This is a genomic window from Enhygromyxa salina (assembly GCF_002994635.1).
GTDB classification, from domain to species: domain Bacteria; phylum Myxococcota_A; class Polyangia; order Nannocystales; family Nannocystaceae; genus Plesiocystis; species Plesiocystis salina_B.
Genome location: NZ_PVNL01000004.1, coordinates 98,578 through 121,651 on the forward strand (window position 1 = coordinate 98,578; position 23,074 = coordinate 121,651).

Below are 23,074 nucleotides of genomic sequence, written 5' to 3' on the forward strand. Positions count from 1 at the left end.
GGACAACCTATGGGCGCGATGGGGACCGCGACACCACAGGTTGAGGGCGTAGATGAGCTGATCGCGGCGCTGCCGAAGGCCGAGCTGCACGTGCACCTCGAGGGCTCGATCGTGCCCGAGCTGGCGCTGCGGCTGGCGGCCCGGCGCGGCGTCGCGCTACCTGGAGCCGAGCGCGGGGTCGAGGGACTGCGCGAGGCCTATCGCTTCGCGAGCTTTCGCGACTTTTTGAAGGTGTACATCGCGCTGTCCAACACCCTGCAGCAGGCCGAGGACTTCTCCGACGCGGTGTTTGGGATCGCGGAGGGTCTGGCCGCGCAGCGGATCTGCTGGGTCGAGATGACCTTCACCCCCATGACCCACGTGACCCAGGGTGTCGATCCCGACGCGATGTTGGCCGGCCTCGCCGACGGCCGACGCCGCGCGCTCGACCAGCTCGGGGTCGAGTTCGCGTGGGTGTTCGACGTGGTCCGCAGCCTCCCAGAGCAGGGCCCGCAGACGCTCGAGCTGGCCCTGCGCGCGCGGGATCAGGGGGTGATCGGGCTGGGCGTCGGGGGCCCCGAAGGCCCGCAGTGGTCGGTCGCGCCGCTCGCAGAAGTGTTCGAGCGCGGTCGGTCCGAGGGGCTCAAGAGCGTGCCGCATGCGGGCGAGCAGCACGGGCCCCCCAGCTTGCGCGAGACGCTGGATCTGCTGGCACCCGATCGCATTGGCCACGGGGTTCGGTGTCTCGAGGATCCAGAGCTGACCGCCGAGCTCGCCGACCGCCAGATCCCGCTGGAGGTCTGCCCGAGCAGCAACGTCGCGCTGGGGGTCGTGCCGAGCTTCGCCGCGCACCCGCTGCCGCGCCTGCTCGCGGCCGGCGTCGAGCTGAGCCTGGCGAGCGACGATCCGCCGCTGTTCGGGACCACGCTGATCGAGGAGTACCAGCGCTGCGCCGCCGCGTTCGAGTGGGGCCCCGCGCAGGTGCTGGCGATCGCCCAGGCTGGCGTCCGGCACAGCTTCATGCCCGAACAACGCAAGCGAGAGCTGTTGGCTGCCCAGCGACAGGTGGCGCAGGCGCACGCGAGCCAGCCCTGAGCCAACCTACCGGGGCGGATCAGGCCGCCGTCAGGCGGACCTTGGCGCACTGCTCGTCCCAGCTGCTGCCGTGGGTATACGGCTGCGGCTCGAGCCCGAGGGCCTCGCCATGCTGGGCGACGAACGCGGCGATCTCCGGCTCGTAGCTGTCGACCGGATACGTCGAGGTGTAGCGGTTGAGCATGCCCTGAATGCTCAGCGCGACCACGAGCTCGATGATCTCGGACGGGCTGAAGAAGCTGGTGAGTCCGGCGATCTCCCGGCGGCCCACGCCCGCGGGCGAGATCGCGGCCGCGTGGGCGAAGGCGAACGCCGCCGCGTCGCGGCCCTCGTCGTCGCTGGGAGTGAGCGCGCTGGCCAGCCGCTTCGCCGTCGCGCCCGCGCGCACGGCCAGGTACGCGAAGTGAGCGGCGAGCAGCGGGTTGCGGCTCTTGTTCGCGGCCACGAAGCACACCGCGTGCTTGAGCCACACCGACACCGAGCCGGCGTCCGACTGCAGCCGCTCGACCAGGCAGTGGGTGAACACCCGCTGGGTCGACACCCGCTCGATGCGCTCGACGTAGCCGGGCACGAACCCGAGCGAGCTACGCAGCTGCTCGTAGATCCGCACCGGCCGCCCAGCGATGCCCGCCAGCGCGCCGCGGTCGTACGCGATGATCCCCGCCATCGTCCGCGCGAGCGCGAGCGGGCCGAGCGTCTCGCCGTCGTCGGTGTCCTTGTCGGCCTCGTGGATGTCGCGGTCGAACGCCTCGTCGTAATTCTGCCCCGGCTGCCAGTCGCTGGGTGTGAGGTACTGGTTGGCCAGCTCGAGGATCCGCCACTCGAGCACCATGCCCAGCGAGTCCATCGCGCAATTGAGGAAGCCCATCAGCGTGGCCGCGAGCACGATCGCCTCTTCGTGGGTCTCGCTGTAGTGGCGGGCGAGGTCGAGTCGGTGCTCGAGGGTGACCTCGCTGGGGATCCGGGCGACCGCCGTCGCATAGTTGATCGCCGCGATGTCGGCGGCGCCGAACAGGTCGCACGACTCGGCGTCCAGCGCCCGCTTGTTGCGCTCGAGTGAGCCGCCCGGCCCGCGAAACACCGTACCAACCCCCGCTGCGTGGGCCGAGCAGTACGAGCAGCCGTACGATCGGCTGGCGATGTAGAGCACCAGGCTGCGCAGCTCCGGTGGGATCCCGCGGCCCAGATCGCAGCGCGGAATGTCCAGCAAGCTCGGTACCAACACGCTGTAGGTGGTGAACGCGGGCGGCCAGATCTCGAAGTAGCTCATCGCGTGGGGCACCACCCCGAGGATCTGCCGGACCATCATCATGACCGGTCGGTAGCGCTCGACCAGCTCGGCCCGGCTGACCGCATGGGGGCGCAGGGCAAACTCGAGCGTCGGCTTGGCCGCGCTCAGTGGCGTCTCGACTTTGGGTCCCACTGCGCGGTTGTCATATCACGGTCGCTGGGAGGGCAGCGAGGGCAGCTCGATCCACGCGCCTGGCTCGAGCTCCTCGGGCAGCTGCAGGCCCGCGTGAGCGACCCGAACCAGGCGCAGCACGTGGCTGTCGAGCGCGGCGAAGATTCGCTTGACCTCGTGGTAGGCCCCGTCGAGGAGCGTGATCCGAGCGAGCGACTCCGTGCCGGGCGGCGGCTGCAGGGCTGGGTGAAGGTCGAGCTCGGGCAGCGGGGCGAGCTCGGTGATGCGCGGGCGCGAGCCATCGAGCAAGGCCAGCGTGGGGGTACCGTCCGGCCCGAGCGGCGGCGGGGTCCAGCCCCGGGCGAGCGCGACCTGGTACGTACGCGGCACCCTCCGGTTGGGGTGGGTCAGCGCGTGGACCAGCGGGGTCTCGGTCGTCCACAGCAGCAGGCCGGCCGCGTCGAGGTCCAGCCGACCGACCGCGCGCAGCTCCGCGTGCATCGGCGCGCCGTCGAGCAGGCCCCAGGCGGTCGGGTGGCGATCGTCGTTGCGTGAAGTCACGACCCCGATCGGCTTGTGCTGCATCAGGTGGACGTGCTCCCGCAGGCGCAGCGCGACCCCGGACACGCTGACCTCAAACGGCAGCGAAGCGGTCGCAATCGCCACCCGGCCGTCTCGCAGCCGCGCGCCGGTCGGGTCGGCCACGGCCCCGGAGCGCAGCAGTCGGGTGACCTCGCGGCGAGACTGACCGAGGTTGCGGGCGAGGAGTTGATCGAGCCGGGGCACGCCCGGCCAATAGTAGGGTATGGTGCGCGGCGTGGGTCGCCCGGAGCCCCTGGCCGAAGAGCGCGCGATTGTCGAACGCGCGATGCAGGGCGACCAGCATGCGTTCGAGCGGATCTATCGGCACTACGCGCCGATCTTGTTCAGCTACATCCTGGTCCCGATGCTCGGCGACAAGGACGACGCCCACGACTGTGTGCGCGAGACCTTCATCTCGGCCAACCGGGCGCTGCCGCGCTACGAGTGGCGGGGCACCAGCATCTGGCCGTGGCTCAAGGTCCTGGCCAAGAACAAGGCCCGGGATCTGCTGCGCGCGTCGGGCCGGCGTCAGCGCCTGCGCGGATCGTTCTCGCACCACCTCGACGTGTTCGGCGATCGCGAACCCGAGACCCCGATCGAAGAGGCCGTCCAGCACCAGGCCCTGCGCAAGCGGATCGACACGATCCTCGAGCTGATCAACCCCCGCTACGCCCGGGTCCTGCGCCTGCGGCTGCTGGAGGATCGCAGCCGCGAAGACTGCGCCGAGCTGCTCGAGGTCAAGATCGGGACCCTCGACGTGCTCCTGTTCCGGGCCGTTCGCGCGTTTCGAAAGGCGTGCGAGCAGGAGGGCGTCGAGTTCGACCTGGCCGAGGTGAGCGTGTGAGCAGCCCGCGGCCAGCTTTGACCTCGGTTCGAGTGCCGCGACGTCGCCGATCGGCGGGCGCCAACCCCCAACCACTCGTATTGTCAGCTCGACGTAAGCCCAATTTCCAAGCAGGCGTTACCCGCCGCGGAAGCCGAAGGCTCCCTACGGGCCAGCCCGCTTCGCCTTACACGCGCCACCCCACGCGAGGGTGTTCATGATGACCAAACCAGACCCCAGCAATGTCCTCGATCCCGAGTGGGAACAGGCCCTGCGACGTGGGCAAGAGGCCGAGGGGGAAGCCGGCAGCGTCGATGCCGAGCTCGCCTTCGTCCACCTGCTCCGCCACACCCGCGAGCCCGAGGCGATCTCCGCTGAACAACTCGACGCGATCTGGTCCGACATCCAGGCCGAGGTCGCGCCCGCCACTGAACCTTGGTGGCGCAAGGCTTGGGTCTGGTGGACAGCGCCCGCGCTCGCCGCCGCGGCGGTGTTGTTTGTCGTCGTCGTCGACCCCGCGTCAGCGCCAGACAGCGTCGCGCTGCAGGATGCCGCCGCTCCCGACGACGCCGAGCGCAAAGCCGAGCAGCCGGCCGCCGCGGCGCCGGCCGAGGGCTTCGCTGATCAGTCCGAGGCCGAGCTCGCCGAGTCGGCCGCGCCCGCGAAGTCCCGCGCTGCCAAGGCCGACGCCGTGACCGGCGGGGGCCGGGGCGCCGGCGAGATCGCATCCCGCGACGGCCAGCCGGGCGCGTTCGAAACTAGCTTCGCTCGGCTCGCTCCGCACGGTCGCGCGACGATCGGCGTGAGCGTCGATCAGAGCCGCGACGAGCTGCGGTCACGACTTCTGGCCAAGTCCAGGGGAGGTGGATGATGACGACAGCAAGGGCACCTTCGACCCCTTCGCACGCGCTCGGGCAGCTGCTCACTGGCGCGATCCTGGGCGCACTGTTGACAGTTGGTGGGTTCGCGCTCGCCGGCAAGCTCAAGCCGCCCGGTGAGCCCGACGCCCTCGTCGCGCTCGCCCAGACCGTCGACACGACCGACAAACAGGTCGACGTCATGCTGGCGCGGGGCGACATCGCTGGCGCGATCAGTGCGCTCGAGCAGCTGCGCGCGATCAAGTGGCCCGGTCGCGATCGCGGCGGTGATGCCTGCGTCCAGCTGCGCCACGACGCGTTCGGCAGGCTGCTGCGGCTGCGCCTCGACAACCCCCAGGTCGACGCCAAGACCCCGCAGCAGCTGCTGGACCTGGCCGAGCAGGGCCTGGGCCGCGAGTGGGAGTTGCTCGACCCCAACCCCTTCACCGCGCACCTGTTGTCGCTGCGCGGCGAGGTCCTCGAGCAGCTCGGTCGCGACGATGACGCGCTGTTGATCTACCAGCAGGCGCTCGACATGAACCGCGATCTGCTCGACGAGGTCATGGAGGGCAGCCGGTGAGGGGACGCCTGCACTGGGTCCTGCACTGGGTCCTGCACTGGGTCACGCTCGCATGCGCGGCTGCGACCACGCTCGGCTGCGCGGCGCAGCACGAGGAGAGCATGCCCAGCGAGGCCGATGCCCTGGCCGAGGCCGAGGCCATGCCCGACGCCGCGTCCGCGAGCCCAGCGACCGAGCCCGCCGCCGACGGCGAGCGGGGTCTCGATCAGATGCAGCGCGAGCTCGCGGCCAACGAGGCCAAGCTGCGCGCGCTCGGGGTCGCCCTTCCTTCGCCAGGTGACGGGTCGGCGGCAGACGACGCCGACCTCGAGGACGAGGCCGCGCCCGAGCGCCCCAGCGGGACCAAGCCCGACCACAAGCCGTCCACCAGCGGCGACTTCGCGCCGCCACCGCCCGGCGGAACACCGTCGCCTGGCCCCGCGCCGCGCGACGGGAATGAGCGCAGCAAAGACAAGACCGACAAGCGCAAGGGGTCCGAGCGCGAGAAGCAAGCCAAGACGATCCAGCCCCACGCGGCGCCCAAAATGGAAGAGGCCAAGGCCGCGCCGCTGTCCCCGACCGGCGGATCGCCACAGCAGGACGCGGCCGGTCGCTGCGCGATGATCTGCGACCTCAGCCAGATCACCTGCGAGCTCAACGCTCAGATCTGCGAGCTCGCGGATCGCCACGGCGGCGATGAAGACTACCGATCCGCGTGCGATCGCGCGGCCGAAGACTGCGAAGTCGCTCAGGAGGCATGCAATGCGTGTGTTGGTTGATCCACGTGGGCCGCTCGGATCCCTTGGAACAGGGCTCGCAGGTATCGCGCTGCTCGGCGCGCTGGGCATGCTCGCGCCCGGGTGCAGCAAGAAAGCTGGCAGCCGGGACGCGACCGCCCCCGACGCTCTGCCCGAAGCCGGCGACCGGGCTCGCGCGGATGGTGATCCCCTCGCCGAGCTCGACGCCCTCGAGGGCCGCATGCGCGCGCTCGGCCTGGCGCCCGCGCTCGGCAACCAGGCGACAGCCAGCCCCAGCGGCGCGGGTGGGTCCGCGGGTGGCGACGCGTCAGCTGACGCGACGATCGGCGCCGGGGAACAGGCACCCGCGCCCGCCGAGGCCGACGACCAACCGTCCGCCGTCGAGGAGACCGGCTCGCGCTGCGGTGATCTGTGTGACCTCAGCGAGTCGATCTGCATGCTCGAGGTCCGGATCTGCTCGCTGTCGGACTCGCACGCCGACGACCCGGTCTACGCCGACGCCTGCGAGCGCGCCGTCGACGACTGTCACACGGCCGGTCGAGCCTGCGACGCCTGCGACGCGTGAGCGGGTCGTTTTCTCGTCCGCGTTTCCAACCTATGCTGGGGCCGATGCTGCCCGCAGCCGTATTGCTCGACATGGACGGGACCCTGATCGACAGCGAGTCGGTCTACGCCGAGGCGATCGCCCGCTACATGGCCTCGCGTGGGGTCGAGCTCGACGAGCGTGAGCGCAGCTTCGTGATCGGCCACGCCTGGCAAGACATCTATGTCGAGCTGCGGGTGGCCGAGCGCGTCGGCGTTGACCTCGTGGCCATGCAGACCGGGTCGATCAACATGCGTGATCAGATGCGGGCCGAGGGCATCGAGCTCACCGTGCTCGACGGCGCGCGCGAGCTGGTCGCGATCCTCGCCGAGCTCGAGATCCCGACCGCGGTGGTCTCGGGCTCGTGTCGGGCCGAGCTCGGCGAAGCGATCGAGCTGCTGGGCATTGGGCCGAGCCTGCGCATGTACCTGGGCGCCGAGGACTACACCCGCGGCAAGCCGGCGCCCGATGGCTACCTCGCGGCCGCCAAGCAGCTCGAGGTCGCGCCCGCGCGCTGCCTGGTGTTCGAAGACAGCAGCGCCGGGATCGGGTCGGGGCTGGCGGCCGGCATGCGCGTGGTCGCAACCGCGGCGGCCAACCGCCCGGTCGGCGACCCGGGTCACCAAGATCAACGCGGCGCCCACCGGATCGTCCAGGATCTGACCGGCATCGACGCAGACTTCTTGCGGGCGGTCATGCTGCGTTCATGACCGGCGAGCCCACAGCCGGGACCACTGGAGCCGCGCACGGCGAGTCCAACGGATCGGAGCTCAGGCCCAAGCTGGTGCTGCTCCCCGATCCCGAGGCGCGCGCCCGCCTGGCCGCGCCGCTGCTGGGGATCCCGCTCGCGCAGCGCACGACATCCGCCGCCCGCGAGGCAGGGTTCTCCGAGGTCGTCGCGGCGCCGGGCCTGGCGATCGCGCCAGCGGGCGCGCGTGAGGTCGCGATCGGCGAGGAGCTCTCGGGGCCTGCGCTGGTCGTGTTCGAGGGGACCTTCGTCGATCCCAAGCTGCTGCGGCTGATGGTCGAGCACCCGCTCGAGCCCGACGAGCGGTTCAGCCTCTACGACGGCGTCGCCCGGCCGGCCGGCTTCTTCGCCGGCGAACTCGGCGCGATGCCGGCGATCATGCCCGTGTCCGAGGAGCTCGACTGGCCCGAGAGCCTGGGGCCCGACGACATCGCTCGCGTCGTCTACCCGGAGGACGTCGAGCGCGCCGAGTGGCTGGTGCTGCGGACCGAGGCGCGCCGGTCTCGAACCAGCGGCTGGCGCGGAACCGAGACCGAGCACGTGCACCGCAGCCTCGCGGGGGAGTCGCGCTGGCACCGAGAGATCAGCGTGTGGACCCTGCGCTGGCTGGCCCGCTCGAACCTGGCCGTCGCCCAGCTCGAGCTACTTGCACTGGGTGTCGCGCTGGCCTCGGGGCCGGTCGCGCTGGTCAACAGCTGGGCGAGCTTGGTGCTGGCTGGATTGCTGTTGCTACTCGGTGTCCACGTCTCGCGACTGCTCGCGCCGCTTCGCTTCTTGCGAGACGAAGCCATGAATCCGCGCGACGAATTTGGCCGCCCGGAGATCTGGGTGCCCGGTGACACGCTGGCTGGCGCGACCCGACCGCTGGCGCACGCGACCTTGTCGGTGTGTCTGACCTATGTCCTGGTCGCCGAGACCGATCGCTCGAATGTCGCGGCGCTGGTGCTGCTCGCGGTCGGTGGGGTCTCGGCGCTGTTGTCCCTCGCCCACGCGCGCGCGCGGCTGCGCGGAGACGACGCGAGGATCCTCGAGCTCCCCCGATCGGCGGCGCTCATCAAGCGTCTCGGTGTGACGATGCCCTCGTGGCTGCAGGGCGCTCCCTTGCTCGAGATGGCGACGGCGGTCGGCGCTCTGACAGGCGAGCCGGGCGTGCCGTGGACGGTGCTCGCTGGGTCGGCAGTCGCTCGTCTCTGGCGGTGGTTCACGAGCCCGGTGCCCTAAAGCTCGCGGGTCGCGCCATCCCTCGGGGTTGCCAAGAAACCGCCGATAGTGTCCAAAAATCGGCCGTTCTCGGGCCCGGGCGTTGTTTGACCACCCCTGGCGCCGGTGCTAGCGTTTGCTCGGCCTAGGCCCCCGGGATGCAAGATCACGCGCGGCCACTGCTGAGCCATGGCAACCGTCAAAATACCCCTCCTCCCGCTGCGTGAGCTGATCGTCTTCCCCCACGAGGTCGTGCCGCTGTTCGTCGGGCGCGAGAAGTCGATCAATGCCCTCGAAGAGGCCATGGCGGCCGACCGCCAGATCCTTCTGTGTGCCCAGAAGAAGGCGAAGGTCAACGACCCCAAGCCAGAGGGCATCCACGAGTTCGGGACGATCGGCACCATCGTTCAATTGCTCCGGTTGCCCGACGGCACCGTGAAGGTCCTGGTCGAGGGCAAGGCCCGCGCGCGGATCAAAGAGTATCTGGACACCGCCAAGTACTTCGAAGTCGAGGCCGAGCTCGTCGACACCCCCGAGGTCGATCCCGAGCAAGAGTCGGAGTTCCAGGCGCTGATGCGCTCGGTCCAGGCCACCTTCGAAAATTACGTCAAGCTCAACAAGCGCGTACCGCCAGAGCTCGCGGTCAGCGTGCAGAGCATCGACAACCCTTCGCGACTCGCCGACACGATCGCCGCCCACGTCAATTTCAAGCTCGCCGCCAAGCAAGATCTGCTCGAGACCGAGAACGTCTGGACTCGGCTGGAGACCCTCTATGAGCTGATGCAGAACGAGATCGAGATTCTCCAAGTGGAGAAGAAGATCCGTACCCGCGTCAAGAAGCAAATGGAGAAGAACCAGAAGGAGTACTACCTCAACGAGCAGATGCAGGCGATCCAGAAGGAGCTGGGTTCGCAAGACGAATTCAAGAACGAGCTGCAAGAGCTCGAAGACAAGATCCGCCGCAAGAAGATGAGCAAGGAGGCGACCGATCGCCTCAAGAAGGAGCTGCGCAAGCTCAAGATGATGAGCCCGATGTCAGCGGAGGCCACGGTCGTCCGCAACTACATCGACTCGGTGCTCTCGCTGCCGTGGAACGACAAGACCGGCGACAAGCTCGACATCGCCGACGCGGAGCACATCCTCGACGAAGATCACTACGGGCTCGAGAAGCCCAAGGAGCGCATCGTCGAGTACCTGGCCGTGCAGGCGCTGGTGAAGAAGGTCAAGGGGCCGATCCTGTGCCTCGTGGGCCCGCCGGGCGTCGGCAAGACCTCGCTGGCCAAGAGCGTCGCGCGATCGACCGGTCGCAAGTTCGTGCGCGTGTCGCTTGGCGGCGTGCGTGACGAGGCCGAGATCCGCGGGCATCGGCGCACCTATATCGGCGCGATGCCGGGCAAGATCATCCAGGGGCTGCGCAAGGCCGCGTCGTCCAACCCGGTGTTCTTGCTCGACGAGATCGACAAGATGTCGATGGACTTCCGCGGTGATCCTTCCGCCGCCATGCTCGAGGTCCTCGACCCCGAGCAGAACTCGGCGTTCGTCGACCACTTCCTCGACCTCGACTACGACCTCAGCGACGTGCTGTTCTTGTGCACGGCCAACAGCCTGCACACGATCCCGCTGCCGCTGCAGGACCGCATGGAGATCATCGAGCTGTCGGGCTACACCGACGAAGACAAGCTCAAGATCGCCCGGCAATATTTGCTGCCCAAGCAGCGCGAGCTCAACGGTCTCGACGAGGTCGAGGTCAGCTTCTCCGACGCCGCGCTCAAGGAGCTGGTCCACCACTACACCAAGGAGGCCGGTGTCCGCTCGCTCGAGCGCGAGATCGCCTCGGTGTTGCGCAAGGTCGCCCGCGACTACGTCAAGGAGAACAAGAAGAAGAAGTCGTTCAAGGTCGACTCCAAGGCGGTTCAAAAGCTGCTGGGGCCGCGAAAGTTCCGCTACCAGCGCGGCGAAGAGAACGACCAGATCGGCATGACCAACGGCCTCGCGGTCACGATCTTCGGCGGCGATCTGCTGCCCGCCGAGGTCACGATCACGCCCGGCAAGGGCAAGGTCACGCTCACCGGCAAGCTCGGCGAGGTCATGCAGGAGTCGGCCCGCGCGGCGATCACCTACGTCCGCTCGCGCTGCCTGACCTTTGGTCTGGACCCGGACTTCTACGAGCACGTGGACTTCCACATCCACTTCCCCGAGGGCGCGGTGCCCAAGGACGGCCCGAGCGCGGGCGTCACCATGGTGACCTCGGTGGTCTCGGCGCTGCTCGGCGTGCCGGTTCGCAAGGACGTCGCCATGACCGGCGAGATCAACCTGCGCGGCGCGGTGCTGCCGATCGGCGGGCTCAAAGAGAAGATCCTCGCCGCCTACCGCAGCGACATGAAGCTGGTCCTGTGTCCGGCTGACAACGAGAAGGACCTGCACGACATCCCCAAGAACGTGCTCAAGTCGCTCGACATCCGGTTCGCCAAGAGCGTCGACGACGTCCTGCGCTGGGCCCTGACGCCGCTGAGCGACGATCACCCGAACAAGGCGCTGCGGCGGTTCATGTCGGGCGAAGAGCCGGCCAGCCCCACGGACTGGGTCCAGGCCCGCGACTACCTCGAAGAGCGCGATCGCAAGAAGCAGCTCGAGGCCGACGCCACGGCTGCCCGCCACGGACCGCATTGACCTTTACCCCCACATAGGTCTTCGCACTTCGCAGGTCACTCGCTTCGCTCGCTCCCGGCGGGCTGGCTGTGTGCGGGCGTATGATTGGCCCCCTGGAAGGGGGCTCTCGTCTGGGCGTTTGCCCGCCACCGGATGGCGCTCCATCGACGTGTCGAGGTTTGATGGGGGGCGGGAGAGTCGTTGACGGGGCCAGCTCATTCGTTCGGGCACGGGGGAAGCGACTGTAGACAGTCGTTCGAGTTGCAGCTGCTCGCGCTCCACGAAGCCAACTGCAGGCATCTGCGGTCGAGCCAGCCCATGCTCACAGCACGAATGAGCCCCCTTCCAGGGGGCCACACATGCGGCTGCGAACAAACAGCTCCGAGGAGCGAAGCGACCAGACGCGTCAGCGGCTGCAGTCGGCGAGGTCTAAAGTCTATGTGGGGGTCAAAAACAGAGCCAGGCCCCACTGGAGGTTGGGCGCGGCCGGGAGCTCGAGCAGCTTGCTGATCGTGGCGAGGGCCAGCTCGACCTCGCACTCGCGGGGGTGGCCCCATACAGGGGGGCGCTCGGCGATCAGGAACCGGGGGCTGTTGGGCTCGCAGTGAGCGGGATCTTCGACGTGGACGTGGGCGCGGCAGCTGAGCGGGCGGGCCTCGTAGGCTGAGCAGTTGCCGTCGTCGCCGAGCACGGGGCAGGGGTGGCCGAGCCGGCGCCAGGCCAGCTGGGCTTCGCGGTAGCCGGGCTCGGTGCCGTCGAGCTTGGGCTGCGGTCCGGTGTGCGCGAGCAGGACTCGCTGAAAGGCGCGGGCTTGTTCGACGGCGCGCTGCAGTCGAGCAGGACCCCCCTCCTGGGCGCGCAGGCTTCGGACCATGCGCAGCGCCTCGATCGGGAGGATCGGCGGCAGGTCGGTGCAGCACGCCGAGCACCGCGGACCGCAGGCCGGGTCGATCGCGGCCTCGTTGAGCAGGTCGGCGAGGTAGAGATCGAGGGCCGCGTAGGCGCGATCGAGCAGGTCGAAGACCTGGTCCGACGGCGTCGCCCGGCCGGGCTTGGCGACCGCCGCCTCGACGCAGCGCTGGGCCTCGCGCAACGGGGCGAGGACCGCCGCGAGGTTCTCGCGCGCTTCGTCTCGATCGCGGGCGCGGTGCAGATCTTGGCCGCGCTGCGCGGACGAGCGCCCGTCTTCGTCAACGACCCTGAGCCGGACCACGCCGCATTATTTCATGGACTGGCGCCGCCCACAGGCATGATTTGTGGGCCGCGCGGCTGACGGGGCTTCGCGCGACACATCGACTCGGATCGGCTGTTACGCTGTTGGTCGTGCACCGACCGAAGCTCCTGCTCGCCACTGCGATCGTGCTGTTCGCCGGCTCTGCCTGTGCCACGGGTGGCGCGGGGGGACCGGGCACCGCGCCCGACGACGAGGGCGGGACGATCGGTTACGACGACGCCTCATCGCCCGACATGGCCGCGATCCCACCCGCGCTCGAGGACAGTGACCTCGCCGGGATCCATGCGCGGGGCATGACGATCTGGCGCATGCAGCGAGCCATGCGCCTCGGCGATCGGGCGTTCGCGGGCTTCGTTGGCGTGACCGCGGCCAAGTTCCTGGCGATCCCGATGATCGATCCTGGCGGTAGCTCGGGCCAGGTCGCCTACTACCGCTGGGATGACGACGATCTCGCCGACGGGGACGCGAGCGCCGACGAGGCCCGCAACTGGGTGGTGGTGCCGCTGACGATCGATCCCGACGAGTCGCTCGAGCCGCAGGAGCTCGGCGGCAAGCCCGACGCGGAGCAGCGCCGAACCATCGCGGCGGTGCAGGTGGTTCAAGCCAGCGCAGCGGCCAAGCACGCCGGGGGGCGGTGGGTCGCGTATGCGTTTCGCGAGCAGGTCATGGCCGACGGCGCAGCGACGGGCCAACGGCAGACGCGGGTCTACATGATCGGCGCCGATGATCAGTCGCCGGACATCGAGTACACGGTCCTGGATCCGGTCAAGCGCAAGCAAGCGCTGACGGTCTCGCGCGAGCGTCTGCAGCTGGCCGGCGACGGGACCAGCAAGCTCCCGCTGTCCACGCCTGGGCCCGGGGTCGGCCCGAGCACGGTCGCGCGCGCGGTTGCGATTGCGACGGTGACCAAGAAGCCGGTGCAGATCGTGGATGGCTCAGGGAGCAAGTGGGAGGTCGCCCCCGCGACGGGGAACATCACCCGGCTCTGAGCTCGACTCGCCCGGTCACTCGCCGCGCGGGTCGACGACGTGCTGCAGGGCTCGCTTCATGATCTCGGCCGAGGGGAACCGCTCGTCGGGGTTCTTGGCGGTGGCCGTGGCGAAGAAGCCGTCGACGTCGCTGGCGTGCTCGGGATCGATGTCGGGTGCCAGGTAGGTGCTCGGCGGCGCCGGGATCCGCTCGCGCTGGGCGATCAGGACCTCGCGGGGGTGGGCCTCGAACAGGTCTTCGAACGGGTGTCGGCCGTTGGTGACCATCTCGTAGAAGGTGATGCCGAGCGCGTAGAGATCGGAGCGGGCGTCGAGCTTGGGGTTGGCGTAGGTCTGCTCGGGCGGCATGTAGAAGGGATCGCCCATGATCCTGGGCGTGCCCTTGGGGGGCGCGTCCTGGTCGGACAGATCCATGGCGACGCCGAAGTCGATCAGCTTCACGAGCCGAAGGTTGGGATCATAGAGATCGATCGCCACGAAGATGTTGGCGGGCTTGATGTCGCAGTGCACGAAGTTGCGGGCGTGCACGTGGGTCAGCGCGTCGAGGGTCTGGCTGAAGATCTCGCGCAGGTGGGCGAAGCTCAGCTGCTGGCCGCGATTGAGGTAGCCGAGCAGGTCGGAGCCCTCGAGGTAGTCCATCGCGAACCAAAACAGACCGTGCTCTTTGGTGGTCCCGACCTCGAGGGTCCGGATCAGGTTGGGGTGCATGAAGGTGCCGCACAACCGCGCCTCCTGGCGGAACCGCCGACGCTCGTCCTCGGGCACGCTCATCTTCATCATCTTGAGCGCCGAGTAGCGGTTCATGATCGGGTCGAACACCTTGTAGACCTTGCCGAACCCGCCCTCGCCCAGTCGGTCGACGATCTTGTAGGTCTTCGACTGGGTGATCAGGGAGCCCGACGCGAGCTCGATGTTCTCGAGCTCCTCTTGTGAGAGCTGCGGTTCTGCTTGTGCTGGCTCGGAGCTCACCTGAGCACTCTATCGTCACCGGGCGCAGGCGAAAAGTGATCCCTGACCGCAGGCGTAGAACCGCGCTGAAGCGCCGATCTCTCAGGGGGCGGAGCAGTTTTGCTGGTTGCCCGACGCCTTGCAGGAGCTGTTCATGCACGAGTTGATGCCGCCGATGTTGCCGTTGCCGCACTGGTCCATGCACGTCTGTGTCGCGCCAGTGTGCTCGACGCAGTTGAACCAGCACACGCACTTCTCGATGTTCTGGAAGCACGAGATGACGGCGTCGCAGCAGTTGGTGAGCAGGCAGCTCTGGCAGTCGTTGTAGCCGAGGTCCATGGGGTCGAACTCGGGCGGCCGCTCGTCGGGGCAGACATTGCAGATGCCCGCGTCGCTGCACTCGCCCGCGACGCAGTCTTCGATCTCATCACACGGATCGCCCTCGTTGCACTGGCCCTCGACGTCGTCCTCGTTGAGGGGGTTGACCCACACGCAGACGCCACCACAGTCGACGCCGGTCTCGCCTGGATCGTGCATGCCGTTGTGGCAGGGGTCATCGCCGTCGCCGTCGCCGGGATCATCGTCACCTGTGTCGCCGTCGCCGGGATCGCCGTCGCCGTCGCCGTCGTCGCCGTCGCCAGGATCGCCGTCACCTTCGGCGCTGCCGCTGTTGGTCCCGGCCTCGGCGTCGGCGGTCCCGTCGGCGGTGCCGTCGTTGGACTCGGCGCCGCTGGTGGCCTGGGTCTCCGAGCCGCTCGCGGCGGCGTTCTTGCAGGTGCCGATCGACGGGCCGTCGTCGAGACAGGGATCGCCGCAGCCCTCCATGCTCATGACGGCCATGACGGACATGATCGTCGAGAACGACCGCAGACGGATCGATGATGCGGTGTGCTTGGCTCGGTTTGGCATGACAGTCTCCTGCGGCGGTGGGTGCGAAGCGGACGGCTCAGCCGCCCCGGCCCTCGCGGGTGATCGGCTTGAACTCGATGCGCCGGTTGTTGGCCCGGCCTGCCTTGGTGTCGTTGGTGTCGACCGGCTTGTCGGGGCCGTGACCGATCGTGATGATCCGGGCGGCGTCGATGCCATGTTCGACGAGGTAGGCCTTGACCGACTCGGCCCGCCGACGCGAGAGATCCAGGTTGTGGTCGTGGTCGCCCTTGGCGTCGGTGTGGCCGCTGATCTCGATGCGGACGTCCGGGTACGCGGTCAGGGCCTCGACCGCCTCGTCGAGGGTCTTGGTCGAGGACTTGCGGATCGTGTCCTTGTCGTTGTCGAAGGTGATGCCCTGGATCGCGCCAGTGAAGCGGGCGACCTGCTGCGGGACCTCGTCCGGGCAGCCGTCGGCGTCCTGGTAGCCGTTGTCGGACTCGGGTTGATCGGGGCAGCCATCCTGCTCGTCGAAGAACCCGTCGCCGTCGGTGTCGGCCTCGGGGCAGCCGTCGTCGTCCTTGAAGCCGTTGACGGTCTCGGGCTGGCTGACGCAGGCGTCGAGGTCATCGAAGATCCCGTCGCCGTCGGTGTCGATCTCGGGGCAGCCGTCGGTGTCCTTGAAGCCGTTGACGGTCTCGGCCTCGTCGGGGCAGCCGTCGAGGTCGTTGGGGATCCCGTCGCCGTCGCGGTCGTCGTCCTCTGGCTCGGGCGCGGGCTCCGGCCTGGGCTGAATCTTGCGGCGCCCAAGCGTGACCGAGACCCCCAGCAACGCCTCGAGGTTGTGCGAGACGAAGCCCGCCTCCAGAGATTGTTTGTGGGTGACGACGTCGCGGAGATCCAGACGCAGCATCACGTAGCGGTGCACGTAGACCTTGACGCCGCCGCCGAAGTGCAGGGCCGGGTCGACGTCCTTGCCGAGCGCTTCGCGTGGACTGCTGACCCCGAGCGCGCCGGCACCCAGGAGCACGAAGGGCGTGACGCTCCACATCCCGAGCTGGCCAACGAGGTGACCGCGGACCGTGTACAGCAGCGGCGAGCCCGACTCGTCGCGCAGGCTCGCTGGCAGCACGCCGCCCTCGGCCTCGACCCCAAAGTAGCGCAGCGGGTAATAGCCGACGCGCACGCCGAGATCGGGGATCACCCGGTTGAGCGGCTTGTAGCCCTGTTGCGGCAGATTGAGATCCGCGCCGAACAGCTCGTGGGTCTGCGCGAGCAACATGAAGCCGCCGTAGACGCCGAGCTCGAGCATGCGAGGCTCGGGCGCCCAGCGCTGCAGCCACGGCAGGTGCGTGCGGCTCTGATCTCCCTCGGCTGTCGTGTTGGCGGTGACGTCTAGCTCGGCTTTTGACTCGGACTCGGACTCGGGCTCTCCCGCGTTGGCGCGCACAGGCGCCCCGAGAACACCCAGCGCGAGCAGCAGCGCAGACGGCAACGCGACCCGTCCAGTCCACGATCCCCATTTCGCAGGCATGCGCTCACACAATGCCACGACGCCGCCGCGATTAGGGGACTGTCGACGTTCAACATCGAATGTTGACGAGTGCGACGCGCGAAGCTATCGAGCCTCACTCTGTCACGCCGACTCGAAACCAAGCACGCCGTCGCTGTCGCGATGATCCTGCTGTTATTCCAAGTCGCCTGCGAGGGTGAGGACCCGTCGAGCGATCCTTTCGCCGATGCGATCGTCGAGTTCGCGCCGGCCGACGAGAGCAACTTCAACCATGACCGGCTGCCGGCCGTCGTGCTCGGCGCGCCCGGTGGCCTGTATGACGTGGCGAGCCTCGGGTGCGAAGGCTCGATCGTGCTCGAGTTCGACGCACCGGGGATCGTCGACGGGCCCGGGGTCGATCTGATCGTGTTCGAGAACCCGTTCACCGAGCAGTTCCCCGAGCCCGGCGAGGTCTCGGTCAGCGACGACGGGATCAACTGGTGGGTGTTCCCCTGCGATCCCGTCGCGCTCGTCGGGTGCGCAGGCGTGACGCCGACGCTGGCGCTGCCAGGGTCGGGGATCGACCCCACGGATCCAGCCCAGGCGGGCGGTGATGGGTTTGATCTGAGCGCGCTCGCCGATGCACCCGCGCGGGTCGAGTTCGTGCGCATTCGGGATCGTAGCCGTGAGCACTGGGAGCCGCTCGGGGGCCTGTCCTACTGCGATCCTGGCAACCAGGGCGCGGGCGGCTTCGACCTCGACGCGATCGCGTCGGTACACTAGCGCCCGTGGCTCCGACTCGCGCACGGGCATCGCAGGACTTGGCGGCGCTGATCCGGTCGAGCACCGCGGAGCTCGACTCGTGGCTATCGCAAGAGATCCAAGACGAGCTGGGCACCCGGGCGTATGTGTTGCGAGCGATCGCGTGGTGCCGACGCGGAGCGCTGGCGCGCGCGCGCGCGGATGTCGACGCCGCGCTGGCCAAGCGACCGACGCACGAGCTGGTCGAGCTGACGGGGGCGCTGATCCTATATGTGACCCGCGACTATGACCGCGCGGTGGTGCTGCTCGATCAGGTCGCGCACGCGCATCGCTATCTGGCGGCGCCGAGCTTGCACGAGCTGGCTGCTCGCCTGGCGCGGCTGGGCTGGACGCAAGAGCAGCGCGAGCGGCAGCGCGAGCTCGCGGCGCTGGGGGTCCGCGATCTGCGAGGGCACATCGCGGATCTTCAACAGGCGCGGGCGCAGAGCGGGCTCGCGGTGGTGGTGACGACGCCCGAGCAGGCGTGGGCGAGCTTGTACGAGTCGGGACCAGGCGGGGTCGAGGCCCAGCTCGAGCAGCTGGCCGCGCGAACACCCGCGAGCGCAGCCGCGCTCGCGGGTGTTCGCGGGCGGCTGAGCCTGCTGCAGGGTCGGCTCGACGAGGCCGCGGCCGCGCTCGCTGGAGTCGACGCCAGCGACCCAGGCGTCGCGGACGAGCACCTGGCGCTGGCGCTGGCGCGAGGTCAGTACGACCTCGTCGCTGCGGCGTCGCTCGATCACTCGCGCAGCTCGCGAGCGTGGCGGTTGCGGGCCGAGGCGTCGCTCGAGCTCGGTCAATTCGATCGAGCGAGGGAGGCGCTGGCGCGCGCGGACGAGCCCGATCACGCGATCACGGCGCTGATCTCGACGCTGATCGACGCGGGCGACGGTGCTCGCTCGCCGGACGCGGCGCGGCTCCACGCGCTGGCGCCGGGGTTGCTGTCGGACGCGGCCCGCGAACTCGGCGTGGCGATCTGGATCGACGGCGGGATCGTCGACGATCCCGCGGTGCTGCTCCGCGTGTGCACGCGGGCCCGATCGCTGCTGAGCGCCGATCGATCTTCAGCGCCGATCAGCTACCGCAGCGCGAGCGGAGCCGGGACCACCCAGCTGCGTCACGTACCTGCCGCTGCGATCGCCCGTGTGGCGCACGCCGACGACGAGCGGGATCTCGATCGCGTGGCCCGGCTGTTGCTGCGCTCGTCCCAGACCAACCGCCGTCGATCGGCCCACACGGCCACGGCGGCGCGCTCGCTGGATGCCGAGCAGATCGAGCAGTTCATGGCCGACGGCTACGTGCACTTGCGCGGCGCGTTTCCTCGCGCGCTGGCCGAGTCGATCGTCGACAGCGCGCATCGCCGACTCGCCCAGGATCCAGCCCGCTGGCTCAGCGGCCCCCACGTCCAGCGCCAGGCGGCCGAGCTCGCCGGCTACGATCGCAACGAACCACGCACGTGGCCACAGGGCCGCGTCGACGTGGTCGGCGAGCACCCGCTCACGATCAACGAGTTCTCGCCGTTCGCGGAGCGTGCGGTGTTTCAGCTGCTCGGCGACGCCGGCCGGATCCGCACGCGCTCGTGGACCAGCAATTTGATCATTCAGTATCCGCGCCGAGGGGAGTGGGACCCGTCTGCGCGCGCGTGGGTGCCGACGGCCAATCAAGAGAGCTGGCACCTCGACTCGCCCAGCGTGCACACCCGCCTGGATCAGCTGCGCACCGGGTTGCTGGTGTTCATCGTGTTCTCGGATCTGCTCCCGGCCAGCGGCAACAGCTGGCTGGCGCTGGACTCCCCGGCCAGGGTCGCGCGCGCGCTCGCGGCCGCGCCCGAGGGCGTCGACTTTTGTGATGTCCACGCCGGCCGCCGGATCACCCGCGAGTGCGAGCGCCTGTTCGAGGTGACCGGGGAGGCGGGTGACCTGTTGTTGGTCCACCCCTTGATGCTGCACTCGGCGTCGCCCAACCCGTCGCCGCGGATCCGGTTCTTGGGCAACCCCATGGTCTACATGCAGACGCCGCTCGATCACCGCCGCGCGGATCCGTCGCCGGTCGAGCAGGTGATCGCGCGGGCGCTGGCTGATCGCTGAGACTGTGGCTCACAGCGACAGCGGGGCGAGGCTCATGGGGGGCAGGCCGACCGCGAGCGGCGACTCGGGCAGCTCGACGACCGGGCTCTGGCTCAGATCGAACACCCGCAGGCCCGACGCGCCGATCGTCGTGTCGGCGAACCACGCCTGATCCCCGACGATCTCGAGCGCACCCGTGACGCTCTCGAGCCCCTCGACCTCGGTGACCAGGGCGGGCTCCGGTCCGCTCAGATCCACACGCAGCAGCCGAAAGCTGGCGAAGTCCGGGCTCGCGGCGCTGATCCACGCGCGCCCGGAGCTGTCGAGATCAAAGCCCGACAGCTGCAGGCGCTCGTAGTCGGCCGCCTCGAACAGCTGCTGCGGCACGACCCACTCGCTGGTCCCGCTCGCCAGATCAATCCGCTCGAGCCCCGAATTGAGCAGCAGGATCACGTGGCCCTGCGAGTCGCCCGGATCCAGCCGCCACGGTCCAATGCCGACCCCCAGCAGGCGGATCGCGTCGGGTCCCGGCTGGTCCGCGTCGAACTCGAACAGCGCTGGCTCGGCGCCCGGTCGGATCGGGATCAGCACCGTCTGCGCGGCGGGGATCCACAGCTCACGATCGATGCGCTCGGCCGAGACAAACAAGTGGGTCCCGCAGCCGATGATGCGGCTGAGCTCGGGGATCCCGTCGGCGTCGGCGAAGCTCGACAGATCCACGGCGAGCTCGGCGTGGACCTGGGCGGCCTGCAGCGTGGGAAACGCGAAGCGCTGCAGCTCGGGGGCGCCGTGCAGCGACACCCACGCGCGCCCGGCAGGATCGAGCGCCAGCGCGTGGGGGTTGGCGGGCGCGTCTTGGTTCGCCGGGGTCGCGGCCTGGATCGGCCACTCGTGGATCAGCGCGAGCCGATCGTGGGGGTCGAGCTCGTCGATGTAGTCGAACCCGAACCGGTTGATCACGAACACCCGGCCCGCGTCGACGATCGGCACCGCGTCCGAGGACGCCAGCGCGAGATCGGGGACCACCTCGCGGGTCTGGAGATCGACCAGCCCGACCGCGCCCGTGTTGAAGTCGGTGCTGGTCACCACGAGGTGGGTGGGCTCGCTGATCGGCCCGCGGCAGGGTCCATCGAGGCTCGGGTAGCCCGACTCGATCACCGCGTCGATCAGCGGCGGCGGCTTCGGCTCTGGCTCGGGCTCTGGGGTGCACGCGGCCGCCAGCAGCCACCCGGCGCTAGCGAGACGTTTCATGGCGAGGTCCAGGCATCACGTCGACGCGGACGGTACCCCACACGCTCAGCCCTGGCAGCGGAAACCCGATGAAGTCGCTGATCGCGGCGGGGTAGGGAGTCGGCGGTCCAAACGCCGGATCGATCACGGCGCGCAGCCGGTTGCTGAGGTTGCGGCCCTCGATCGCAAGCTCGACGCGATCGGCGATCCGCAGCGAGATCCCGGCCGCATGCAGCGCTCGCGCGGGGAGCTCGACGCGGCCCGAGAGATCCAAGAAGTTGCCGGCGATCCACTCGAGCTCGTAGAAGAGCCGCGGCTCGAGCTCGACCCCGCTGGGTCCGGCGGTGAACCGGTGACCGAGGGCCGGGCGGGCCAGCGCGCTGTGCCGCGGCCGACCGGGCAGCGGCTTGAACTGCTGCTCGGCCTCGGGCGTGTCGTTGCGGGTGTCGAGCAGCGTGTAGGTCAGATCCAGCGAGAGGTCGCGGCCGAACCCGCGGATCCCAAAGCCAGCCTCGAGCCCCCGCACGCGCGCGCCGACCACGTTGATCGGCCGCACGACCGGGCCGCTGCGGACCCACTGGATCAGATCCTCGCTCCACGTCGCAAAGCCGACGACCTGGGCGAACAGCCCCAGCTCGCGGCCGCCGATCTGCTCGAGATCGAGGACCACGCCGCCGTCGAGCTTGGTCCCACGCTCGGGCAGCAGGCCCTCGTTGCCGACCACGTACCCGCGGTCGCCAAACAGCTCGCCGAGGTTCGGGAACCGCAGATAGCGGCCCACGCTGCCGCGCAGATCCAGCCCCTCGGTGAGCACCAGCTTGGTGCCCACGCGGGGGGAGACGCCAAGCGCGACCTCGTCTGCGCCCTGATCGTCGAGCTCGCCCGCGCCGGGCGGGACCGCGAAGTGGCTGTCGGCGAGGTCGACCCGGATCCCCGCGGCGATCGACCAGCGCCGCTCGAACAACCACTGCTCGATCTCGGCCCCGGCCGCGGCGGAGAACCGCGAGCGGGTCGCGTCGCCCGACGCGAGCGGGTCGCCGGGGTTGTCGCCGTCATCGCCGAAGCGCTCGTCGATCTCGATCCACTCGCCGCGCAGCTCGGCGACCAGCTCGAGCCAGGCCATCGGCCACAGCGGCACGCGCAGCCGCGGCGACAGCCAGCCGTCGAAGCTGCGCGCGTGCTCGTCGTCGGCCGCCAGCCCGACTTGCCCGCCCAGATCACGAAACACGCGATCTTCGAGCGCCGCGCTGGCGATCCACTCGACGTGGCCCGGCACGCCCGCGCGCGAGCCCAGCTGCATGCGCGCGCGGGTGATGCTGCGGACCGCGATGACCCGCTGCGAGGCGTCGGCGCTGGGGGCCGACGCGGTGCCCGGGACGCCCTGTAGCTTCCACCAGCCGAGCAGCTGCGAGGACACGCGCAGCGGCCCGCGCCGGGCGTCGAGGCGGACCTGCCCGAACAGCCGATCGTAGCCGTTGTTGACCCGCCGCCGGATCGCGTCGTCAGTGGATAGCAGCGGTGTGCCGCCGTCGTCGAAGTAGCGAAAGTCGCCGCGGCTGCCGGCGTAACCGACCCGCGTGGCCAGCGAGAGCCGCCGCGACAGCGCGCCCGTGTAGCCAAGCCGGGCCTCGCGGGCCAGGTAGCTGCCGAACCCGCTCGCGACCCACAGCTTGGGCGAGCCCTGGTGGACCGCGCCGACCAGATCCATCGCGCCGCCGATCGCCGCCGCGCCGTAGCGGATCGGGACGTAGCCGCGATACAGCTCGACCCGCGCGAGGGCGTCGAGCGGCTGGGTCGAGAGATCGACCAGCCCCGAGAGGCTGCCGGTCAACGGCGCGCCGTCGAGGAACACGGGGACCTGTTGGCTGGTGCTGCCGCGGATCGTGATCGCGCTGAACTGGCCGAGGCCGCCGAGCGATCGCACCGTCACGCCCGGCGCCCGGCTGACGACCCCGGCCAGATCGTCAGCCGGCCGCTGCCCAGGCTCGGCCTCGAGGTCGATCGCGGTCACGAAGCCGACGTTGCGCCGGCTGAGCGCCCGCTGGGCCGCGAGGCCGTCGCCCTGCTCGCGGCCGACCACGACCTCGGTTCGGTAGGGCTCGGGCGGCGGAGGCTCGGGAGCTGGGTTGCGTGGCGGCGCGAGCGCGAGCGCGAGGCCAATGGCGAGTGTCCCCCACACCGGGGCCGAGAGTCCGCTTTTGAGCCGCCCGAGTCA

General features: G+C 69.6%; 20 protein-coding genes. 12 read left to right on the top strand and 8 right to left on the bottom strand.

Annotated features, from left to right (window positions below):
* Positions 1-18 precede the first annotated feature (18 nt).
* The gene (gene add, locus ENSA7_RS01225; protein WP_181232888.1) at positions 19-1,074 is read left to right on the top strand and encodes an adenosine deaminase; all 1,056 of its coding nucleotides are present in this window, start codon (positions 19-21) and stop codon (positions 1,072-1,074) included.
* A gap of 19 nt (positions 1,075-1,093) precedes the next feature.
* Here add and ENSA7_RS01230 read toward each other — a convergent pair whose 3' ends face one another.
* Positions 1,094-2,497 carry a carboxymuconolactone decarboxylase family protein gene (locus ENSA7_RS01230; protein ID WP_106087342.1) on the bottom strand — a complete coding sequence of 468 codons (1,404 nt, stop codon included), beginning with the start codon at positions 2,495-2,497 and terminating at the stop codon, positions 1,094-1,096.
* Between the two features lie 15 nt (positions 2,498-2,512).
* The gene (locus tag ENSA7_RS01235) at positions 2,513-3,262 is read right to left on the bottom strand and encodes a pseudouridine synthase (RefSeq protein ID WP_106087343.1); all 750 of its coding nucleotides are present in this window, start codon (positions 3,260-3,262) and stop codon (positions 2,513-2,515) included.
* 31 nt (positions 3,263-3,293) lie between these two features.
* On the opposite strand from ENSA7_RS01235, the gene ENSA7_RS01240 reads away from it, so the two are divergent.
* The 8 genes from ENSA7_RS01240 to lon all read left to right on the top strand — a co-directional run bounded on the left by ENSA7_RS01240 (position 3,294) and on the right by lon (position 11,256).
* Positions 3,294-3,902: an RNA polymerase sigma factor gene (locus ENSA7_RS01240; protein WP_181232890.1), complete on the top strand. Its 609-nt coding sequence runs from the start codon at positions 3,294-3,296 to the stop codon at positions 3,900-3,902.
* Between the two features lie 199 nt (positions 3,903-4,101).
* Positions 4,102-4,752 carry a hypothetical protein gene (locus ENSA7_RS01245; RefSeq protein WP_146157187.1) on the top strand — a complete coding sequence of 217 codons (651 nt, stop codon included), beginning with the start codon at positions 4,102-4,104 and terminating at the stop codon, positions 4,750-4,752.
* Positions 4,752-5,318: a tetratricopeptide repeat protein gene (locus ENSA7_RS01250; RefSeq protein WP_146157188.1), complete on the top strand. Its 567-nt coding sequence runs from the start codon at positions 4,752-4,754 to the stop codon at positions 5,316-5,318. Before ENSA7_RS01245 ends, ENSA7_RS01250 begins: the two co-directional genes overlap by 1 nt.
* On the top strand, positions 5,315-6,076 hold the full coding sequence (locus ENSA7_RS01255) for a hypothetical protein (RefSeq protein WP_106087347.1): 762 nt from the start codon (positions 5,315-5,317) through the stop codon (positions 6,074-6,076). The genes ENSA7_RS01250 and ENSA7_RS01255 overlap by 4 nt, the downstream gene beginning before the upstream one ends.
* On the top strand, positions 6,060-6,620 hold the full coding sequence (locus ENSA7_RS01260) for a hypothetical protein (RefSeq protein WP_146157189.1): 561 nt from the start codon (positions 6,060-6,062) through the stop codon (positions 6,618-6,620). The genes ENSA7_RS01255 and ENSA7_RS01260 overlap by 17 nt, the downstream gene beginning before the upstream one ends.
* Before the next feature lie 44 nt (positions 6,621-6,664).
* Entirely contained in the window at positions 6,665-7,348 is a 684-nt protein-coding gene (locus ENSA7_RS01265; RefSeq protein ID WP_181232891.1) for an HAD family hydrolase, read from the top strand.
* Positions 7,345-8,607 carry a hypothetical protein gene (locus tag ENSA7_RS01270; RefSeq protein ID WP_106087350.1) on the top strand — a complete coding sequence of 421 codons (1,263 nt, stop codon included), beginning with the start codon at positions 7,345-7,347 and terminating at the stop codon, positions 8,605-8,607. The genes ENSA7_RS01265 and ENSA7_RS01270 overlap by 4 nt, the downstream gene beginning before the upstream one ends.
* Positions 8,608-8,775: 168 nt before the next feature.
* The gene (gene lon / locus ENSA7_RS01275) at positions 8,776-11,256 is read left to right on the top strand and encodes an endopeptidase La (RefSeq protein ID WP_106087351.1); all 2,481 of its coding nucleotides are present in this window, start codon (positions 8,776-8,778) and stop codon (positions 11,254-11,256) included.
* Positions 11,257-11,671: 415 nt separating this feature from the next.
* Here the strand turns inward: lon and ENSA7_RS01280 are convergent, their stop codons facing one another.
* Positions 11,672-12,448 (bottom strand): YkgJ family cysteine cluster protein, encoded by a 777-nt coding sequence (locus tag ENSA7_RS01280; protein WP_106087352.1) that lies wholly within the window; start codon positions 12,446-12,448, stop codon positions 11,672-11,674.
* A 110-nt stretch (positions 12,449-12,558) separates the two neighbouring features.
* On the opposite strand from ENSA7_RS01280, the gene ENSA7_RS01285 reads away from it, so the two are divergent.
* A complete protein-coding gene (locus ENSA7_RS01285) occupies positions 12,559-13,458 on the top strand; it encodes a hypothetical protein (RefSeq protein ID WP_146157190.1) in 900 nt (299 codons plus the stop codon).
* 15 nt (positions 13,459-13,473) lie between these two features.
* On the opposite strand, the gene ENSA7_RS01290 is transcribed toward ENSA7_RS01285, so the two are convergent.
* The 3 genes from ENSA7_RS01290 to ENSA7_RS01300 all read right to left on the bottom strand — a co-directional run bounded on the left by ENSA7_RS01290 (position 13,474) and on the right by ENSA7_RS01300 (position 16,807).
* The gene (locus tag ENSA7_RS01290) at positions 13,474-14,427 is read right to left on the bottom strand and encodes a serine/threonine protein kinase (protein ID WP_106087354.1); all 954 of its coding nucleotides are present in this window, start codon (positions 14,425-14,427) and stop codon (positions 13,474-13,476) included.
* An 81-nt stretch (positions 14,428-14,508) separates the two neighbouring features.
* On the bottom strand, positions 14,509-15,315 hold the full coding sequence (locus tag ENSA7_RS01295) for a hypothetical protein (RefSeq protein WP_106087355.1): 807 nt from the start codon (positions 15,313-15,315) through the stop codon (positions 14,509-14,511).
* A 37-nt stretch (positions 15,316-15,352) separates the two neighbouring features.
* Positions 15,353-16,807: an OmpA family protein gene (locus ENSA7_RS01300; protein ID WP_181232893.1), complete on the bottom strand. Its 1,455-nt coding sequence runs from the start codon at positions 16,805-16,807 to the stop codon at positions 15,353-15,355.
* Positions 16,808-16,948: 141 nt separating this feature from the next.
* Here ENSA7_RS01300 and ENSA7_RS01305 point away from each other — a divergent pair, with 141 nt between their 5' ends.
* Both ENSA7_RS01305 and ENSA7_RS01310 read left to right on the top strand, forming a co-directional pair.
* On the top strand, positions 16,949-17,548 hold the full coding sequence (locus ENSA7_RS01305; protein ID WP_146157192.1) for a cell surface protein: 600 nt from the start codon (positions 16,949-16,951) through the stop codon (positions 17,546-17,548).
* Between the two features lie 5 nt (positions 17,549-17,553).
* On the top strand, positions 17,554-19,650 hold the full coding sequence (locus ENSA7_RS01310) for a phytanoyl-CoA dioxygenase family protein (RefSeq protein WP_146157193.1): 2,097 nt from the start codon (positions 17,554-17,556) through the stop codon (positions 19,648-19,650).
* Between the two features lie 9 nt (positions 19,651-19,659).
* Here ENSA7_RS01310 and ENSA7_RS01315 read toward each other — a convergent pair whose 3' ends face one another.
* Positions 19,660-20,880, bottom strand: coding sequence for an NHL repeat-containing protein (locus tag ENSA7_RS01315; RefSeq protein WP_106087359.1), 1,221 nt, complete (start codon positions 20,878-20,880; stop codon positions 19,660-19,662).
* The gene (locus ENSA7_RS01320; RefSeq protein WP_106087360.1) at positions 20,864-23,038 is read right to left on the bottom strand and encodes a TonB-dependent receptor plug domain-containing protein; all 2,175 of its coding nucleotides are present in this window, start codon (positions 23,036-23,038) and stop codon (positions 20,864-20,866) included. The genes ENSA7_RS01315 and ENSA7_RS01320 overlap by 17 nt, the downstream gene beginning before the upstream one ends.
* Positions 23,039-23,074 lie beyond the last annotated feature (36 nt).

Coding starts and splice junctions, on each gene's coding strand:
- add (WP_181232888.1), top strand. CDS start 19: ATGGGGACCGCGACACCACAGGTTGAGGGCGTAGATGAGCTGATCGCG.
- ENSA7_RS01245 (WP_146157187.1), top strand. CDS start 4,102: ATGACCAAACCAGACCCCAGCAATGTCCTCGATCCCGAGTGGGAACAG.
- ENSA7_RS01250 (WP_146157188.1), top strand. CDS start 4,752: ATGACGACAGCAAGGGCACCTTCGACCCCTTCGCACGCGCTCGGGCAG.
- ENSA7_RS01260 (WP_146157189.1), top strand. CDS start 6,060: ATGCGTGTGTTGGTTGATCCACGTGGGCCGCTCGGATCCCTTGGAACA.
- ENSA7_RS01265 (WP_181232891.1), top strand. CDS start 6,665: ATGCTGCCCGCAGCCGTATTGCTCGACATGGACGGGACCCTGATCGAC.
- ENSA7_RS01270 (WP_106087350.1), top strand. CDS start 7,345: ATGACCGGCGAGCCCACAGCCGGGACCACTGGAGCCGCGCACGGCGAG.
- lon (WP_106087351.1), top strand. CDS start 8,776: ATGGCAACCGTCAAAATACCCCTCCTCCCGCTGCGTGAGCTGATCGTC.
- ENSA7_RS01295 (WP_106087355.1), bottom strand. CDS start 15,315: ATGCCAAACCGAGCCAAGCACACCGCATCATCGATCCGTCTGCGGTCG.
- ENSA7_RS01300 (WP_181232893.1), bottom strand. CDS start 16,807: ATGCCTGCGAAATGGGGATCGTGGACTGGACGGGTCGCGTTGCCGTCT.
- ENSA7_RS01305 (WP_146157192.1), top strand. CDS start 16,949: ATGATCCTGCTGTTATTCCAAGTCGCCTGCGAGGGTGAGGACCCGTCG.
- ENSA7_RS01315 (WP_106087359.1), bottom strand. CDS start 20,880: ATGAAACGTCTCGCTAGCGCCGGGTGGCTGCTGGCGGCCGCGTGCACC.